At 62.6% G+C, this 15,244-nt stretch carries 17 protein-coding genes; 13 read left to right on the forward strand and 4 right to left on the reverse strand.

Annotated elements, in window-relative coordinates; translation table 11 throughout:
* Nucleotides 1-30: 30 nt before the first annotated feature.
* The 12 genes from GA829_RS00535 (at nucleotide 31) to GA829_RS00590 (ending at nucleotide 12,094) form a co-directional block, all read left to right on the forward strand.
* A complete protein-coding gene (locus GA829_RS00535; protein WP_195176658.1) occupies nucleotides 31-630 on the forward strand; it encodes a VOC family protein in 600 nt (199 codons plus the stop codon).
* Between the two features lie 132 nt (nucleotides 631-762).
* The gene (locus GA829_RS00540) at nucleotides 763-3,057 is read left to right on the forward strand and encodes a bifunctional salicylyl-CoA 5-hydroxylase/oxidoreductase (protein WP_195176659.1); all 2,295 of its coding nucleotides are present in this window, start codon (nucleotides 763-765) and stop codon (nucleotides 3,055-3,057) included.
* The gene (locus GA829_RS00545) at nucleotides 3,054-3,827 is read left to right on the forward strand and encodes an SDR family NAD(P)-dependent oxidoreductase (RefSeq protein ID WP_195176660.1); all 774 of its coding nucleotides are present in this window, start codon (nucleotides 3,054-3,056) and stop codon (nucleotides 3,825-3,827) included. Before GA829_RS00540 ends, GA829_RS00545 begins: the two co-directional genes overlap by 4 nt.
* Nucleotides 3,821-4,291 (forward strand): MarR family winged helix-turn-helix transcriptional regulator, encoded by a 471-nt coding sequence (locus GA829_RS00550; RefSeq protein ID WP_195176661.1) that lies wholly within the window; start codon nucleotides 3,821-3,823, stop codon nucleotides 4,289-4,291. Before GA829_RS00545 ends, GA829_RS00550 begins: the two co-directional genes overlap by 7 nt.
* Nucleotides 4,288-5,100 (forward strand): enoyl-CoA hydratase family protein, encoded by an 813-nt coding sequence (locus tag GA829_RS00555; protein ID WP_195176662.1) that lies wholly within the window; start codon nucleotides 4,288-4,290, stop codon nucleotides 5,098-5,100. Before GA829_RS00550 ends, GA829_RS00555 begins: the two co-directional genes overlap by 4 nt.
* On the forward strand, nucleotides 5,100-6,251 hold the full coding sequence (locus GA829_RS00560) for an acyl-CoA dehydrogenase family protein (protein WP_195176663.1): 1,152 nt from the start codon (nucleotides 5,100-5,102) through the stop codon (nucleotides 6,249-6,251). Before GA829_RS00555 ends, GA829_RS00560 begins: the two co-directional genes overlap by 1 nt.
* Before the next feature lie 70 nt (nucleotides 6,252-6,321).
* Nucleotides 6,322-6,717 (forward strand): RidA family protein, encoded by a 396-nt coding sequence (locus GA829_RS00565; protein WP_195176664.1) that lies wholly within the window; start codon nucleotides 6,322-6,324, stop codon nucleotides 6,715-6,717.
* Between the two features lie 155 nt (nucleotides 6,718-6,872).
* Nucleotides 6,873-7,649 carry an HpcH/HpaI aldolase family protein gene (locus tag GA829_RS00570; RefSeq protein WP_195179464.1) on the forward strand — a complete coding sequence of 259 codons (777 nt, stop codon included), beginning with the start codon at nucleotides 6,873-6,875 and terminating at the stop codon, nucleotides 7,647-7,649.
* A 94-nt stretch (nucleotides 7,650-7,743) separates the two neighbouring features.
* Nucleotides 7,744-9,030 carry a pyridoxal phosphate-dependent aminotransferase gene (locus tag GA829_RS00575; protein WP_374940376.1) on the forward strand — a complete coding sequence of 429 codons (1,287 nt, stop codon included), beginning with the start codon at nucleotides 7,744-7,746 and terminating at the stop codon, nucleotides 9,028-9,030.
* A gap of 74 nt (nucleotides 9,031-9,104) precedes the next feature.
* The gene (locus GA829_RS00580) at nucleotides 9,105-9,902 is read left to right on the forward strand and encodes an ABC transporter substrate-binding protein (RefSeq protein ID WP_195176665.1); all 798 of its coding nucleotides are present in this window, start codon (nucleotides 9,105-9,107) and stop codon (nucleotides 9,900-9,902) included.
* 211 nt (nucleotides 9,903-10,113) lie between these two features.
* On the forward strand, nucleotides 10,114-10,788 hold the full coding sequence (locus GA829_RS00585; RefSeq protein ID WP_195176666.1) for an amino acid ABC transporter permease: 675 nt from the start codon (nucleotides 10,114-10,116) through the stop codon (nucleotides 10,786-10,788).
* A gap of 94 nt (nucleotides 10,789-10,882) precedes the next feature.
* Nucleotides 10,883-12,094: a cysteine desulfurase-like protein gene (locus GA829_RS00590; protein ID WP_258052316.1), complete on the forward strand. Its 1,212-nt coding sequence runs from the start codon at nucleotides 10,883-10,885 to the stop codon at nucleotides 12,092-12,094.
* On the opposite strand, the gene GA829_RS00595 is transcribed toward GA829_RS00590, so the two are convergent.
* On the reverse strand, nucleotides 12,075-12,275 hold the full coding sequence (locus GA829_RS00595; RefSeq protein WP_195176668.1) for a hypothetical protein: 201 nt from the start codon (nucleotides 12,273-12,275) through the stop codon (nucleotides 12,075-12,077). The genes GA829_RS00590 and GA829_RS00595 overlap by 20 nt on opposite strands.
* Before the next feature lie 71 nt (nucleotides 12,276-12,346).
* Here GA829_RS00595 and GA829_RS00600 point away from each other — a divergent pair, with 71 nt between their 5' ends.
* The gene (locus tag GA829_RS00600) at nucleotides 12,347-12,601 is read left to right on the forward strand and encodes a GNAT family N-acetyltransferase (RefSeq protein WP_195176669.1); all 255 of its coding nucleotides are present in this window, start codon (nucleotides 12,347-12,349) and stop codon (nucleotides 12,599-12,601) included.
* Between the two features lie 32 nt (nucleotides 12,602-12,633).
* Here GA829_RS00600 and GA829_RS00605 read toward each other — a convergent pair whose 3' ends face one another.
* The 3 genes from GA829_RS00605 to GA829_RS00615 are packed head-to-tail and all read right to left on the reverse strand — an operon-like array spanning nucleotide 12,634 to nucleotide 15,175.
* Nucleotides 12,634-13,464 (reverse strand): dipeptide ABC transporter ATP-binding protein, encoded by an 831-nt coding sequence (locus GA829_RS00605; RefSeq protein WP_195176670.1) that lies wholly within the window; start codon nucleotides 13,462-13,464, stop codon nucleotides 12,634-12,636.
* Nucleotides 13,461-14,318, reverse strand: coding sequence for an ABC transporter ATP-binding protein (locus GA829_RS00610; RefSeq protein ID WP_195176671.1), 858 nt, complete (start codon nucleotides 14,316-14,318; stop codon nucleotides 13,461-13,463). The genes GA829_RS00605 and GA829_RS00610 overlap by 4 nt, the downstream gene beginning before the upstream one ends.
* A gap of 2 nt (nucleotides 14,319-14,320) precedes the next feature.
* Nucleotides 14,321-15,175, reverse strand: coding sequence for an ABC transporter permease subunit (locus GA829_RS00615; protein WP_195179466.1), 855 nt, complete (start codon nucleotides 15,173-15,175; stop codon nucleotides 14,321-14,323).
* Nucleotides 15,176-15,244 lie beyond the last annotated feature (69 nt).

Consider the following 15,244-nt stretch of genomic DNA (forward strand, 5'->3'; position numbering starts at 1 on the left):
AGCAAGTCCCGCGAATGGAGGAGGAATAGCATGAGGACCATCATCCGAAACGCATTGATCGCCACCGCGATCCTGGGCAGCACTGGCTTGGCGAGCGCCAGCTCTATCCCCGGCATGCGCGGGCACGATCACACCGGGATCACCGTTCCCGACATGAAGCAGGCGGTCGACTTCTTCACCGAAGTGGTCGGCTGCAAGAAGGCGATGTCCTTCGGCCCGTTCGCCGACGACAAGGGCACGTTCATGCAGGATGTCCTGGGCGTCGATCCGAAGGCCGTGATTCAAGAGATCACCATGGTCCGCTGCGGCTATGGTTCGAACATCGAGCTGTTCAAATACACCGCACCCGACCAGAAGGACGTGACGCCGAAGAACAGCGACATCGGCGGCTTCCACATTGCCTTCTATGTCGATGATGTCGCGGCCGCCAAAGCCTATCTCGACGCCAAGGGCGTCAAGACGCGCATGGGGCCGATACCGGTTTCCGAAGGACCCGCTGGCGGCCAGACCATCCTCTATTTCCAGGCGCCATGGGGCCTGCAGCTGGAAGCAATAAGCTATCCCACCGGCATGGCCTACGAAAAAGGCGCAGAGACCGTGCTTTGGAGCCCGAAGAACCCCGAGAAGTGATAGAAAGGCGCGCTTGCCGGATGTCACGCAGGCGCGCCCACACCTAATCATTTTGGTATGAAACTTTAAGCTTGAAATAATTTATTTCAGGCGCGATACTGATGGCAGCAAAGCGAAGAGGAGATCGCACAGATGAAGGTTGCGGTTCTCGGCGGCGGACCAGCCGGCCTCTACTTCGCCATCTCGATGAAGCTTCGGGATGCCGCGCATGACGTGACGGTGTTCGAGCGCAACCGTGCCGACGACACGTTCGGCTGGGGGGTGGTGCTGTCGGCCGAAACGCTCGACAATCTGAGCCGGAACGACCCGGTCAGCGCCGTCTGGATCAAGAAGCATTTCGCCTACTGGGACGATATCGCCGTCATCCATGACGGCGTGCGCACGGTCTCGACCGGCCACGGATTCTGCGGCATCGGCCGCAAGCGCCTGCTGGTGTTGCTGCAGCGCCGTGCACGCGAACTCGGCGTCAAGCTGATGTTCGAGACCGATATCGCCGACCCGAAAACCTATATGGAAACGCATGATCTGGTTGTTGCCGCCGACGGCCTGAATTCCAGGGCGCGCAACACTTTCGTCGACGTGTTCAAACCCGACATTGACACCCGCAAATGCAAGTTCGTCTGGCTGGGCACGGAACAGAAATTCGACGACGCCTTCACCTTCATCTTCGAAAAAACCGAGCATGGCTGGGTGTGGGCGCACGCCTACCAGTTCGACAGCGAGACCGCGACCTTCATCGTCGAATGCAGCGAGCAGACCTGGGAGGCATTTGGCTTCGGCTCGATGTCGCAGCAGGAATCCATTGCCGTCTGCGAGCGCATCTTCGCCAAGCATCTTGGCGGCCATGCACTGATGACCAATGCCAATCACATAAGGGGTTCGGCCTGGATCAACTTCCCACGCGTGCTGTGTGAGCGCTGGTCCTACAAGAATTTGGCCCTGATGGGCGATGCGGCCGCGTCAGCGCATTTCTCGATCGGCTCCGGCACCAAACTGGCGCTGGAAAGCGCTGTGGCGCTGGCCGAATATGTCGAGTCCGAGCCTGATCTCGAAGCAGCGTTCCGCAAATACGAGGACGCCCGCCGCACCGAGGTGCTGAAACTGCAATCGGCGGCGCGCAATTCGCTCGAATGGTTCGAGGAGGTCGAGCGCTACCTTGGCCTCGATCCGGTGCAGTTCAATTATTCGCTGCTCACGCGCTCGCAGCGCATCAGCCACGAGAACCTGCGGCTGCGCGACGCTGAATGGCTGGGTGGCGCTGAAGAATGGTTCCAGCGCCAGGCCGGTGCTGGCGGCAACAGCTTGCGCCGTGCACCGATGTTCGCGCCGTTCAAGCTGCGCGACATGGAGTTGCGCAACCGCATCGTCGTCTCACCTATGGCGCAGTACAAGGCCGTCGACGGCTGTCCAACCGACTGGCATTTCACCCACTACGCCGAGCGGGCCAAGGGCGGCGCCGGGCTGGTCTATATCGAGATGACCTGCGTCAGCCCCGAGGGCCGCATCACGCCAGGCTGCCCTGGATTCTACGCACCTGAACACGAGGTGGCGTGGAAGCGGTTGGTCGACTTCGTCCACAGCGAGACCGAAGCCAGGATCTGCGCACAGATCGGCCATTCCGGCGCCAAGGGCTCGACCCGGCTCGGCTGGGAAGGCACAGACGTGCCGCTGACATCAGGCAACTGGCCGATCATGTCGGCTTCGGCGGTGGCGTGGTCGCCTGAAAATCAGGTGCCGAAGGCGATGGACCGCGCCGACATGGACAGGGTCCGCGACGAGTTCGTGGCTTCCACTGAAATGGCTGACCGTTGCGGCTTCGACATGCTCGAGATCCATGCCGCGCATGGCTACCTCCTGTCGTCCTTCATCACCCCGGTCACCAACCGGCGCACGGACGAATACGGCGGCTCGCTGGAAAACCGCATGCGCTATCCGCTCGAAATCTTCCACGCGGTGCGTGCCGCATGGCCGGCGGAAAAGCCGATCTCGATGCGCATCTCGGCCAATGACTGGGTCGGCATCGAAGGCGTCACACCCGCCGACGCGGTGGAGATCGCACGGCTCCTGCACGAGGCCGGCGTCGACATTTGCGACGTCTCGGCCGGCCAGACTTCAGCGTCGGCAAAGCCGGTCTATGGCCGCATGTTCCAGACGCCATTTTCCGACCGCATCCGCAACGAGGTCGGCATGGCGACAATGGCGGTCGGCAACATCTACGAGCCCGACCATGTCAATTCGATCCTGATGGCCGGCCGCGCCGATCTGGTGGCGCTGGCACGGCCGCATCTGGCCGACCCCTACTGGACACTGCATGCCGCCGTGACACTCGGCGACCGTGGCGTCAAATGGCCGGATCCCTATCTGCCGGGCCGCGACCAGATCTACCGCCTGGCCGAGCGAGACGCGGCAGCGGGGCTCAAGGTATGACGGTGGCAACAGCGATCGCCGGCAAACATGCGCTGGTCACCGGCGGTGGCTCGGGTGTGGGCAAGGCAATCGCGCTGACGCTGGCCGGCGCCGGCATCGACGTCACTATCTGTGGCCGGCGTGAAGCCGCACTCACCGAGGTTGCCACGCAGAACAGCCGGGTTTTCGGCATCGTTGCCGATGTGACCGACGAGGCCTCGATGGCGTCGCTCTACGCACAGGCGGAAGCGGCGCGCGGCCCCATCGACATCGTCGTCGCCAATGCCGGCATGGCCGGCAGCTCCCCGGCGCACAAGACAAGCCTCGACGATTGGCAGCGGACGCTCGACGTCAACCTGACCGGCGCCTTCCTGACCGTGAAGCCGGCACTGGCCGGCATGGCCGCGCGCAAGGCGGGCCGGATCGTCTTCATCGCTTCGACCGCTGGCCTCAAGGGCTATGCTTACGTCGCGCCTTACGTGGCGGCCAAGCACGGCGTCGTCGGGTTGATGCGCGCACTCGCCACTGAGACCGCCAAATCCGGCGTCACAGTCAACGCGCTGTGCCCGGGCTTCGTCGAGACAGAGATGCTGGAAGAGTCCATTCAACGCATCATCGAAAAAACCGGCCGCTCGGTCGAGCAGGCACGGTCGAGCCTCGCCTCGGTCAATCCGCAAGGCCGCTTCATCCAGCCGCAGGAAGTTGCCGCCGCCGTGCTGTGGCTGTGCGGCGATGCCGCGGCATCGATCACCGGGCAGAGCCTGTCCATTTCTGGAGGTGAGACATGGTAGCCGGCCCCCTGCCCGCACCGTCGGGACCCGGCAAGGACCGGCTGCGTCTATGGATCAGGCTGCTGCGAGCATCGCGCACGATCGAGGCCGAGCTGCGCGAACGCCTGAAGAAGGAATTCAACACCACGCTGCCGCGCTTCGATGTGATGGCGGCTCTCTATCGCGCGCCGGAAGGCATGCTGATGAGCGACCTGTCACGCTTCCTGCTGGTTTCCAACGGCAATGTCACCGGCATCGTCGACCGGCTCGTGTCCGAAGGGCTTGTCGCCCGCGCGCGGCGCAATGGCGATCGCCGCACCTCGATGGTGCGGCTGACCGAAGAGGGATCGAAAAGCTTCGGCATCATCGCGGCCGCACATGAAAGCTGGATCGGCGAGTTGCTGGGCAAGGTGAGCGAGGATGAGGCGCGCCGGCTGACGGGCATGCTGACCTCTTTCCGCAGCAATTGGGAGGGACGCGAATGACTGCAATGGCCGGCCTCAAGCCGAAGCATTTCCTCTGGCAGGTCGAGGGCAGGATCGCCAGGGTCCGGCTCGATCGGCCTGAACGCAAAAACCCGCTAACCTTTGAAAGCTATGCAGAGTTGCGCGACACGTTTCGCGACCTCGTCTATGCCGACGATGTAGACGCGGTGGTGTTCCTGTCCAATGGCGGGAATTTCTGCTCCGGCGGCGATGTCCACGACATCATCGGGCCGCTGGTCAAGATGGACATGAAAGAGCTTCTCGCCTTCACGCGCATGACCGGCGATTTCGTCAAGGCGATGCTGAATTGCGGCAAGCCGATCATTTCGGCGGTGGATGGCGTGGCGGTCGGCGCCGGCGCGATCATCGCCATGAGTTCCGACATCCGCATAGCGACGCCGGAGGCCAAGACGGCATTCCTGTTCACGCGCGTCGGCCTTGCCGGCTGCGACATGGGTGCCTGCGCGATCCTGCCGCGCATCATTGGCCAGGGCCGCGCCGCCGAGCTGCTTTACACAGGCCGGACGATGACGGCGGCGGAAGGCGAACGCTGGGGGTTTTACAACAGGCTGGTCGATGCCGCCGCGCTCGAAGCCGACGCGCTCGACATGGCGGCACGCATCGTCTCCGGCCCGACCTTCGCCCACGGCATCACCAAGACGCAGTTGAACCAGGAATGGTCGATGGGGCTCGACCAGGCGATCGAGGCGGAAGCCCAGGCGCAAGCGATCTGTATGCAGACGCGCGATTTCGAGCGCGCCTATCACGCCTTTGTCGACAAGCAGAAGCCGGTGTTCGAGGGCAATTGATGGCTGACAAGAGCTTCCTCAACTGGCCGTTCTTCGAAGACCGCCATCGCGTGCTGGCCGAGCGGCTGGAGGCATGGTGTGCGAAAAACCTGCCGGTCGATCACCACAATGTCGATGCAGCCTGCCGCGAGCTGGTGGCGAAGCTTGGCAAGGACGGCTGGCTGAAGCCGACGGCGGTCGACAGCGAAAATCCCGCGCCGCTCGACGTGCGCACGCTGTGCATCACACGCGAAACGCTCGCCCGTCATGACGGACTGGCCGATTTCGCCTTCGCCATGCAGGGGCTCGGCACCGGGGCGCTCAGCCTTTTCGGCACGCCCGGGCAACAGCGAAATTGGCTCGGCAAGACGCGCTCGGGAGAAGCAATTTCCGCTTTCGCGTTGTCGGAGCCACGCTCCGGCTCGGATGTCGCCAACATGGAGATGACCGCGACCCGCGACGGCGACAGCTATGTTCTTTCAGGCGAAAAGACCTGGATTTCCAATGGTGGCATCGCCGATCTCTATGTCGTCTTCGCCCGCACCGGCGAAGCGCCCGGCGCCAAGGGACTTTCAGCGTTCATCGTGCCAGGTGACGTCAAGGGCCTCACAATCGCCGAACGGCTGGAAGTGATCGCACCGCATCCGCTGGCGCGCCTGTCTTTCGACGGCGTCCGCTTGCCGGCCTCGGCGCTGATCGGCAAACCGGGCGACGGTTTCCGCATCGCCATGTCGGTGCTCGACGTCTTCCGTTCGACCGTCGGCGCCGCCGCACTCGGCTTTGCCCGCCGCGCACTCGACGAAAGCATCAGCAGAGTTGCCGAGCGCAAACTGTTCGGCGCACCGATGGCCGAGTTGCAGATGGTGCAGGGACATATCGCCGACATGGCGCTGGATGTCGATGCGGCCGCCTTGCTGGTCTATCGCGCCGCCTGGACCAAGGACATGGGGGCGCCCCGGGTTACCCGCGAGGCGGCGATGGCCAAGCTCTTTGCCACCGACAAGGCGCAAGAAGTGATCGACAAGGCTGTGCAACTGCATGGCGGCGACGGTGTGCGCAAAGGTCATATTGTCGAAAGCCTCTATCGCGAGATCCGCGCGCTGCGCATCTACGAAGGGGCGTCCGACGTGCAGAAGGTGGTGATCGCCCGGCAAGTGATGGGCGCGGGCTGAGACGGCACGGTGGGAAATTTGACGATCATTCGATTGCAAGAAGAACATTTGAAGAGACCGGGAGATTTGAATGCACACAATCCTGCAGCCGGAAGGCTGGGCCAAACCTGTCGGCTACGCGAACGGCGTCGCGGCACGCGGGCAACTTGTCTTCGTCGGGGGCCAGGTCGGCTGGAACGGCCAATGCCAGTTCGAAACCGACGACTTCGTCGGCCAGGTGCGGCAGACGCTTGAGAACATCGTGGCGGTGCTGGCGGAAGCCGGCGCCGGGCCACAGCACATCACCTCGATGACCTGGTATTTTGTCGACAAGGCCGAATACAGGTCGAATCTCAGAGGCATCGGCGAAGCCTATCGCGACGTGATCGGCCGGCACTTTCCGGCTATGGCCGCGATGCAGGTGGTGTCGCTGGTCGAGGACCGCGCCAAGGTCGAGATCCAGGCTACGGCTGTCATCCCGGAGTAAGTTATGTTGAGACTCACCTCATGCCGGCCTGATCTGAATCTCAACACATCCTCTGTTTTCGAAAGCCCTACTGCTTAAGGATGAGCAGGACGTGGTTGCCTGCGTGAATGTCGTTTGCGGATATGAACATGGACGGCATGAAAAGAGGGATCGGCATGAGCGAACTTCGCCAGAAATGCATCGGCAGGCAACGCCTTGTCGGCTCCTTTGCCGCCATACCACACGCCGTCGCCGTGGAAGTCCTGGCGCTAGCCGGTCTCGACTTCCTCTGCATCGACTGGGAGCATGCGCAGATATCCAGGGACATGATCGAGACCATGATCCGCGCCGCCGACGTGCATCGCGTGCCGGCCATGGTGCGGGTTCCCGGCCATGCGCCGGAGGCGATCGCCGCGGCGCTGGACAGTGGCGCGCAAGGCGTGCTTGTCCCGCGCGTCTCGACATCAGCCCAAGCCGCCATGGCGGTGAAGGCTTCGCGCTATCCGCCGAAAGGCGAGCGTGGCGTCGGACCCGGGCGCGCCGCCGGCTATGGCTACCGCATTCCGGAATATCTCGCCGCGGCCAATGAGAGGACCGTTGTCGCGGTTCAGGTCGAGACGGCGGAGGGCCTTGCCAATATCGAGGCGATCGCGGCGGTCGAGGGTGTCGATGTGATCTTTGTCGGCCCCGGAGATCTCTCGGTGTCGATCGACGCACTTGGCCCTCAAGGCGCCGACAAGCTCGCTGATGCGATCGGCAGGATCATCAGCGTGGCGATCGGACATAGCAAGGCCGCCGGCATCTTCTGCGCCAAGCCGGCCGATGTCGGCCAATGGGCCGCCATCGGTGCCAGTTTCTTCATCCTGGCCAGCGACACGATGTTTCTCGGCGCGGGTGCGGCGGCCGGCCATTCCGCCGCGCATGCCGAACTGGCGAGAGACAGGCATGGCTAGGCCCAAAAACGTATCGGTCCGGCAACATCCCGGTCAAACTTTTTAAGCTTAAAACTTTCGCCTTGAAAACCGCCGTACTTTAGATAAGCATTCTATGTCGATCGCGACTGCCGTGCCGCATGGCCTTTGCGGTGGTCGTGGCGTTCCGGGTGCGATCAAAGGGGTTGTTCAGTCCTTGTCGTTCATGTTGCCCCAGTCATCGTCTCCAGCCGGCGCGCTCTACGCTCTCGAAGGTGTGCGCGCTCAAATCCGCGATCTGCATACCGAAAACATCGCCAACCTCGCTGTTCGCGCACGTGAACTGGGTGACGTGATCGCGCTTTGGTACGGCGAGGGCGATATGGTAACGCCGGCCTTCATCCGCGACGCAGCCAAGGCGGCTCTCGACGAAGGCCTCACCTTCTATGTCCCCAACATGCGTGGCCATGGTCCGCTGAACGAGGCGCTGTCGGACTACCAGACGCGCCTGCATGGCCGGCCGATCCCGATATCGCGCACAACGGTTACGCCGGGCGGCATGCAGGCGCTGTACCTGGCGCTGGAACTGCTGGTCGATACCGGCACCAATGTCGTCTATGTCGCGCCGCAATGGCCCAACATCCACAACGCCATTCATCTGATTGGCGGTGAGCCGCGTCCATTTTCGCTCGATTTCAAGGACGACTGGAAGCTCGACCTCGACCGGCTGTTTGCCACCTGCGACGCGCGAACGCGGGCGATTTTCCTGTCGACGCCTTCCAATCCGACCGGCTGGACCGCATCGCGCGAAGAGATGCAGGCGCTGCTCGATTTCAGCCGCCGCACCGGTATCTGGATCATCTCCGACGAGGTCTATGGCAGGCTCTATTTCGACGGCAACGTGGCGCCGTCGATCCTGCAGATCGCCGAAGACGGCGACCGGGTGCTGTCGGTGAACAGCTTCTCCAAGGCCTGGGCAATGACTGGCTGGCGTATCGGCTGGCTGACACACCCATCAGGGGTGGCTGAGCAGCTCGGCGCCATGACCCAGTATGTCAACAGCGGCACCGCGGCCTCCACCCAGGCTGCCGCCGTCGCGGCCATCCGCCAGGGTGAGCCGCTGGTCGAGGAAATCAGGCAAAGGATCAAGACCGGCCTCGATCTGGCCTATGACAGGCTTGCGCAAATCCCCGGTGTCGTATTGCCGACGAAACCGCGCGGCGGCATGTATGCCTTCTTCAAGATCGAAGGCGAAAGCGATGCGCGGCGCGTCTGTGCCAGGATCCTGGAGACGGCGCATGTAGGATTGGCGCCCGGTCATCTGTTTGGAGATTCGTCGACAGCCTTCTTGCGAATGTGTGTCTGCCGCGAGCGCGACCAGATCGCGACCGCGCTCGATCGCATGAGTGCAGCCATGAATTGACGTTCCGCGACAGCGGAGCGGCAAAAAACCGTGCGGGACAAACCCGTTCGATCAACAACCAGAGGGAACAAGAAATGAGCTTCACGCGCCGTAAACTGCTTCTTCTCGCCGCCGTCATCGGCATCGCCGCCGGTCCCGCAACCGCCTATGCCGCCGATGTGCTGAATGTCGGGGCGTATCCAACCAATCCGCCGTTCGAGTTCAAGAATGAGAGCGGCACCTTCGAGGGTTTCGAAGTCGATATCGTCAACGAGGCGGCAAAGCGCATCGGCATGACCACCGACATCGCCGACCTCGGCTTCCAGGCATTGTTCGCCGCCACCACGTCGAAGCGTATCGACGTTGCCATCTCGTCCATTACCATCACGCCCGAGCGGCTGAAGTCGCAGTCGTTCACCCAGCCCTATTATGATTCCGATATGGGCATCGCGACCAAGACCGACAGCGCGATCAAGGCCGAGGCCGACCTCAAGGGCAAGATCGTGGGCGTGCTGTCCGGCTCGACCGGCGAGACCTGGGTCAAGGCGCATCAGGAAGCCGACGGCTTCAGCGATGTGAAGGGCTATGACACGCAGCAGAACCTGTTGCTCGACCTCAGCGCCGGCCGCGTTGATGCCGCCGTCAGCGACATTCCGGGCATGCAATACGCCTTCACCAAGATGAAGGACCTGGTCGTCAAGGAACGCATCAAGACCGGCGAACAGTACGGGCTGATGCTGACCAAGGACCATCCGCTGCTCGGCAAGCTGAACGACGCGCTGACCGCGATGAAGAAGGACGGCACGCTGGCTGGTATCCACAAGAAGTGGTTCGGCAGCGATGCTCCAGCCGATTCTTCGACCGTCAAGGAAATGCCGCTGCCAAAGGCCTGACCGGCAACCATTGAAAACGGGACGTGCCGGCTCAAAAGGCCGGCACGTCTGGTTTCATGCATCACCTTCGCCTGGGCCGGAATTCGGTGCGCAAGCCGAATTCGGTGCCCCGGCATCCATATTCTGACGCAGTTCCGGACGGAAAACCGCTTCACAGTTTCCTGGAATTGCTTTCGCGTCACGCGACGCCAACCGTTTCGGGAACACTCCCATGTCGCTGCTGGACACTTTCTTCAACGCCGATGTCATCATGTCCAGCCTGCCGGCCTTGCTGCGCGGCTTCCTGAATACATTGCTGCTTGGACTGCTCAGCATCGGCATTGGTATTCCTATCGGCCTGGGGATCAGCCTGTTGCGGCTCTATGCGCCGAAGCCGCTGCGGTGGCTCGCTATCGGCTACACCGATATCTTCCGCGCCCTGCCGGTGCTGGTGGTGCTGATCCTGATCTACTACGCGCTGCCGTTTCTCGGCATACGGCTGTCGTCCTGGGCGTCCGCGGTGACGGCGTTCGCCATCATCATGTCGGCCTATTCAGCGGAAGTGTTCCGTTCCGGCATCGAGAGCATTCCGCGCGGTCAGTTCGAGGCATCGCAGGCGCTCGGCCTGCCCTTCCTGCTCACCTTGCGCAAGGTGGTGCTGCCGCAGGCTGTCCGCGTGGTCATTCCGCCGATGACCAGCAACTGCGTCTCGATGTTCAAGGACACATCGCTTGCTTCCACAGTCGCGCTGCCGGAGCTCTTGAAGGAAGCGACCAACGCGCAGTCGCTCTACGCCAACCCGTCGCCGCTGATCGGCGCGGCGCTGGTCTATCTCATCTTCCTCTGGCCGATGGTCCGCCTCGTCAGCATGCTTGAACACCGCTTCAAAGACGAAAAGACCCGCTGACCACCGCACCATCCGCAAAGCACTTCCCAGGAGACGTCCCTTGAGCACATCCCATAGCGCCGCCGGCGGCTTCCCCGTCGAGACCATTCGCGCCATGTTTCCGGCCCTGCAGAAGGCGGGCGATTTCATTTTCATGGACAACGCGGCCGGCGCGCAGATCCCGCAAAGCGTGCTCGACGCGGTGACCAACCACCTGGTTTCGCACAATGTGCAGCGCGGTGGCCGCTATGGCCGCAGTGTCGCCGTCGACCAGTCGGTTGCCGACGCGCGGACAAGTGTGGCGCTACTGGTCAATGCCTACAGTCCGGCGGAAATCTGCTTCGGCATGAACGCCACCTCGTTCATCCGCCTGGTCAGCCTCGGCATCGGCCAGATGCTGGGGGAACGCGACGAGATCGTCATCACCGACATGGACCATGACGCCAACATCGCGACATGGCTGGCGCTGGAAGGCGCCGGCGCCAAGTTCAAATGGTGGCGCATGCGCGAGGACGGCAACCTGCATGTCGATGACCTCAAGCCGCTGGTTTCCGATCGCACCCGGCTCGTCGCCTGCACGGTGACGGCGCATTCGATCGGCTCGATCGTCGATGTCGCCGCCGTGGCCAGGATCGCGCACGCGGCCGGCGCGGAGGTGTTTCTCGACTGCGTGCATTACGGGCCGCATGGGCTCATCGACGTACAGGCCTGGGACTGCGACTATCTGGTCTGCTCGGGCTACAAGAATTTCTCGCCGCATATGGGCTTCCTGTGGGGCCGTTTCGAAACGCTGAAGCGGCTGCCGACCTTCCGCGAGGATTTCATTCCGGACGAGCCGCCCCACAAGGTCGAGGCCGGCACGTTTATCTATGAGAATGTCTCCGGCATGGATGCCGCCGTGCATTATCTGGAGCTGATCGGCCGCAATCTTGCGCCGTCCAACAACCGCTCGCGCCGCGACAATATCGTCGCCGGCATGGGTGCCATCCGCGACTACGAGATCGTGCTGGCGCGTGAGATGCTCGGCGTGCTGAAGGATTGCGGCGCGACGATCTACGGAGTTGCCGACGAGGCCCGCATCAACGAGCGCGTGCCGACCTTCTGCTTCAATATCGGCAAGCTTTCACCGCAACGGATCGTCGAGGAGATGTCCGAGATGCAGATCGGCATTCGCGACGGCCACATGTATGCACCACGGCTGATGAAGCGGCTGAACCTGTCGATGGACAGCGGCGCCATCCGCGCCTCGCTGGTCCACTACAACACCGTCGAGGAAGTCCATAAATTCGGCGAGGCGCTGCGCGCCATCATAGCCAGGTTGTCCTGAGAGACGCCTCGATTGGCAAGAGGAGGTATCCATGACCGGCCCTGTCGATATCGATGATGCGAGCGTCGACCGCGAGGCAACGCTGGTTGTCACCAGTGAGCCCACGCCTGAAGACATCATCGCGCTTGAGGACCACCTGCATGACTTCAACGTCGTCGCCACCGGCGCCGATGATGGCCACTACCTGTCGATATTCCTGAACGCGATGACGGCACGATCTATGCCGGTCTGCATGGCCATAGCTGGGCTGGTGTGTGCGAGATCAAGACGCTGTGGATCGCCGACAGCGAGCGCGGCAAAGGCCTTGGCTCACGCCTCCTCGACGCCGCCGAACAGGAGGCGCGTCGGCGCGGTTGTCACGTCATCCACCTCGCGTCCTTCACCTTTCAGGCGCCGGACTTCTACGAGAAACACGGTTTTGAGCGGCTCGCCCAATTCGAGGACTTTCCGCGCGGACATGCCAATGTCCTGCTGATGAAGATATTGACGCCCGGCGAGCCAGTCTGACCCAGCCCTACCGCAATATCCCCTGCCCGAAATCAAGCCGCCTTCTTTTTGGCCAGTCTCGCCTTGATCGAGGCGACGTCGGCGCGTGGCGTCGCGGCAAACAGCGTCTTGGTGTAGCTGTGCTTGGGGTCGGCGAAGACCTCGTCGCGCGAGCCATATTCCACCGCCTCGCCGAAATACATCACCATGACGTCGTCGGCGATGTAGCGCACCACCGACAGATCGTGACTGATGAAGACGTAGGTCAGCTGGAATTCGTCCTGCAGGTCGGCAAGCAGGTTCAGCACCTGCGCCTGCACAGAAAGGTCCAGCGCCGAAACAGGCTCGTCCAGCACCAGCAGGCTGGGGTTGAGCATCAACGCACGAGCAATGGCGATGCGCTGGCGCTGGCCGCCGGAGAACATGTGGGGGTAGCGGTTGTAGTGCTCGTGCCCGAGGCCAACCTTCTTCAACATCTTCATCGCCAGGTCGCGCCGCTCGGTGGCCGGCTTGTCGGTGTTGATCAGCAGCGGTTCGCCAAGCACGTCGCCGATCTTCTGGCGTGGATTGAGCGACCCATAAGGGTTCTGGAAGACGATCTGGACCTTGCGGCGCATCTCCTTCGACAGGCCGTTCCTGGCGATGTCCACCTTGTTGCCGTCAATGAACAACTCGCCCGCCGTGGCCGGGTCGATCAAGGTGATGATGCGGGCAAGCGTGGACTTGCCGCATCCGCTTTCGCCGACGATGGCCAGCGTCTTGCCCTTGTCCACCTTGAAGGAAACGCCCTTGACCGCGTGCACCGTGCGCGGGCCGGTGAACAGGCCGCCACCGATATGGTAATCGCGGACGATGTTCTTGCCTTCGAGAACCGTGGTGCTCATGAGGCGGCTCCCACGGCGGTGGGCGCCGGCTCGAACAGCATGTCGGAGACAGTCGGCAGCCGGTCGCCAACGGCGTTCTCCGGCAAGGCCGACAGCAATGCGCGCGTGTAATTGCTCTTCGGCGATTCAAACAGCGACAGCACGTCGGCCTCTTCCATCTTGCGGCCCTTGTACTGGACGATGACGCGATCGGCGGTCTCGGCCACCACGCCCATATTGTGGGTGATCATGATCAGGCCCATGCCGTATTTGGCTTGGAGCGACACCAGCAAATCGAGGATCTGCTTCTGGATGGTGACGTCGAGCGCGGTGGTCGGCTCGTCGGCGATCAGCAGCTTCGGATTGCAGGCGATGGCGATGGCGATCATGACGCGCTGGCACTGACCGCCGGACATCTGGTGCGGGAAGGAGTTCAACCGCTCTTCCGGATCGGCAATGCCGACCAGCTTCATCAGTTCGATGGCGCGGGCCCGGCGCTGGCCACGGTCCATGCCCATGTGGAAACGCAGCACTTCCTCGATCTGGAAGCCGACCGTGAAGCACGGATTGAGGCTGGCGATCGGCTCCTGGAAAATCATCGAGATGTCCTTGCCGACGATCTTGCGCCGCTCGGACGGGCTGAGCTTCAACAGATCAACGCCATCGAAAGCCATGCGGTCGGCCTTGACGGTCGCCGTGTTGGGCAACAGCCCCATCACGGCCAGCATCGATACCGATTTGCCGGAGCCGGACTCGCCGACGATCGCCAGCACTTCGCGCGGTTCGACAGACAGATCGATGCCTTGCACGGCCATGAACGGGCCGGCAGCAGTGTCGAAGGAAACCGTGAGGTTCTTGATCTCGAGCAGAGGCATGCTCACGACCTCTTAAGTTTGGGGTCGAGCGCATCGCGCAAGCCGTCGCCGATCAGGTTGATGGCGAAGACGGTGATCAGGATCGCGAGGCCAGGGAATGTCACCACCCACCAGGCGCGCAGGATGAACTCGCGCGCTTCGGCCAGCATGGTGCCCCATTCGGGCGTCGGCGGCTGCGCACCCATGCCGAGGAAGCCAAGTGCGGCGGCTTCGAGAATGGCATTGGAGAAGGACAGCGTCGCCTGCACGATCAACGGTGCGATGCAGTTGGGCAGGATCGTCACCAGCATCAGCCTGATATGGCTGGCGCCGGCGACCTTGGCCGAGATAACGTATTCGCGGTTCTTCTCCGCCATCACGGCGGCACGCGTGAGCCGGGCGAAATGCGGCTGCAGCACGAAGGCGATGGCGATCATGGCGTTGACGAGGCCCGGCCCGAGAACCGCGACCAGCACAAGTGCAAGCAGCAGCGACGGGAAGGCCAGGATGATGTCCATGATGCGCATGATCAGCGTGTCGACCCAGCCACGGCAGTAGCCGGCGAGCAGGCCGAGAATAACGCCTGACACCAGCGCCGTGGTGACCACGACAAAACCGATGGCGAGCGAGAAGCGCGAGCCATAGATCAGGCGTGAAAGCATGTCGCGACCGACGGCATCGGTGCCGAGCAGGAACTGACTGTTGCCGCCTTCCTGCCAGGCCGGCGGCGTCAGGAAGAAATCGCGGAACTGATCGTCCGCCGAATGCGGCGCCAGCAGCGGCGCGAAAATGGCGATCAGGATCAGCAGCATAAAGACAAAGAGCCCGATCACCGCGCCCTTGTTGATGGAGAAGTAGTGCCAGAACTCCGCGAACATCTGCAGCCGGGCATCCTGCTGCTTGACGACGGTGGCGGCTTCGATCGTGGCTGGGCCTTCGTTTGTCAT

The sequence above is a fragment of the Mesorhizobium sp. INR15 genome, assembly GCF_015500075.1.
Taxonomy (GTDB): Bacteria; Pseudomonadota; Alphaproteobacteria; order Rhizobiales; family Rhizobiaceae; genus Mesorhizobium.

Excerpts from the sequence above, each read along its gene's own strand:
- GA829_RS00535 (WP_195176658.1), top strand. The coding sequence starts at position 31 with ATGAGGACCATCATCCGAAACGCATTGATCGCCACCGCGATCCTGGGC.
- GA829_RS00540 (WP_195176659.1), top strand. The coding sequence starts at position 763 with ATGAAGGTTGCGGTTCTCGGCGGCGGACCAGCCGGCCTCTACTTCGCC.
- GA829_RS00545 (WP_195176660.1), top strand. The coding sequence starts at position 3,054 with ATGACGGTGGCAACAGCGATCGCCGGCAAACATGCGCTGGTCACCGGC.
- GA829_RS00550 (WP_195176661.1), top strand. The coding sequence starts at position 3,821 with ATGGTAGCCGGCCCCCTGCCCGCACCGTCGGGACCCGGCAAGGACCGG.
- GA829_RS00555 (WP_195176662.1), top strand. The coding sequence starts at position 4,288 with ATGACTGCAATGGCCGGCCTCAAGCCGAAGCATTTCCTCTGGCAGGTC.
- GA829_RS00560 (WP_195176663.1), top strand. The coding sequence starts at position 5,100 with ATGGCTGACAAGAGCTTCCTCAACTGGCCGTTCTTCGAAGACCGCCAT.
- GA829_RS00565 (WP_195176664.1), top strand. The coding sequence starts at position 6,322 with ATGCACACAATCCTGCAGCCGGAAGGCTGGGCCAAACCTGTCGGCTAC.
- GA829_RS00570 (WP_195179464.1), top strand. The coding sequence starts at position 6,873 with ATGAGCGAACTTCGCCAGAAATGCATCGGCAGGCAACGCCTTGTCGGC.
- GA829_RS00575 (WP_374940376.1), top strand. The coding sequence starts at position 7,744 with ATGTCGATCGCGACTGCCGTGCCGCATGGCCTTTGCGGTGGTCGTGGC.
- GA829_RS00580 (WP_195176665.1), top strand. The coding sequence starts at position 9,105 with ATGAGCTTCACGCGCCGTAAACTGCTTCTTCTCGCCGCCGTCATCGGC.
- GA829_RS00585 (WP_195176666.1), top strand. The coding sequence starts at position 10,114 with ATGTCGCTGCTGGACACTTTCTTCAACGCCGATGTCATCATGTCCAGC.
- GA829_RS00590 (WP_258052316.1), top strand. The coding sequence starts at position 10,883 with ATGTTTCCGGCCCTGCAGAAGGCGGGCGATTTCATTTTCATGGACAAC.
- GA829_RS00605 (WP_195176670.1), bottom strand. The coding sequence starts at position 13,464 with ATGAGCACCACGGTTCTCGAAGGCAAGAACATCGTCCGCGATTACCAT.
- GA829_RS00610 (WP_195176671.1), bottom strand. The coding sequence starts at position 14,318 with ATGCCTCTGCTCGAGATCAAGAACCTCACGGTTTCCTTCGACACTGCT.
- GA829_RS00615 (WP_195179466.1), bottom strand. The coding sequence starts at position 15,175 with ATGTTCGCGGAGTTCTGGCACTACTTCTCCATCAACAAGGGCGCGGTG.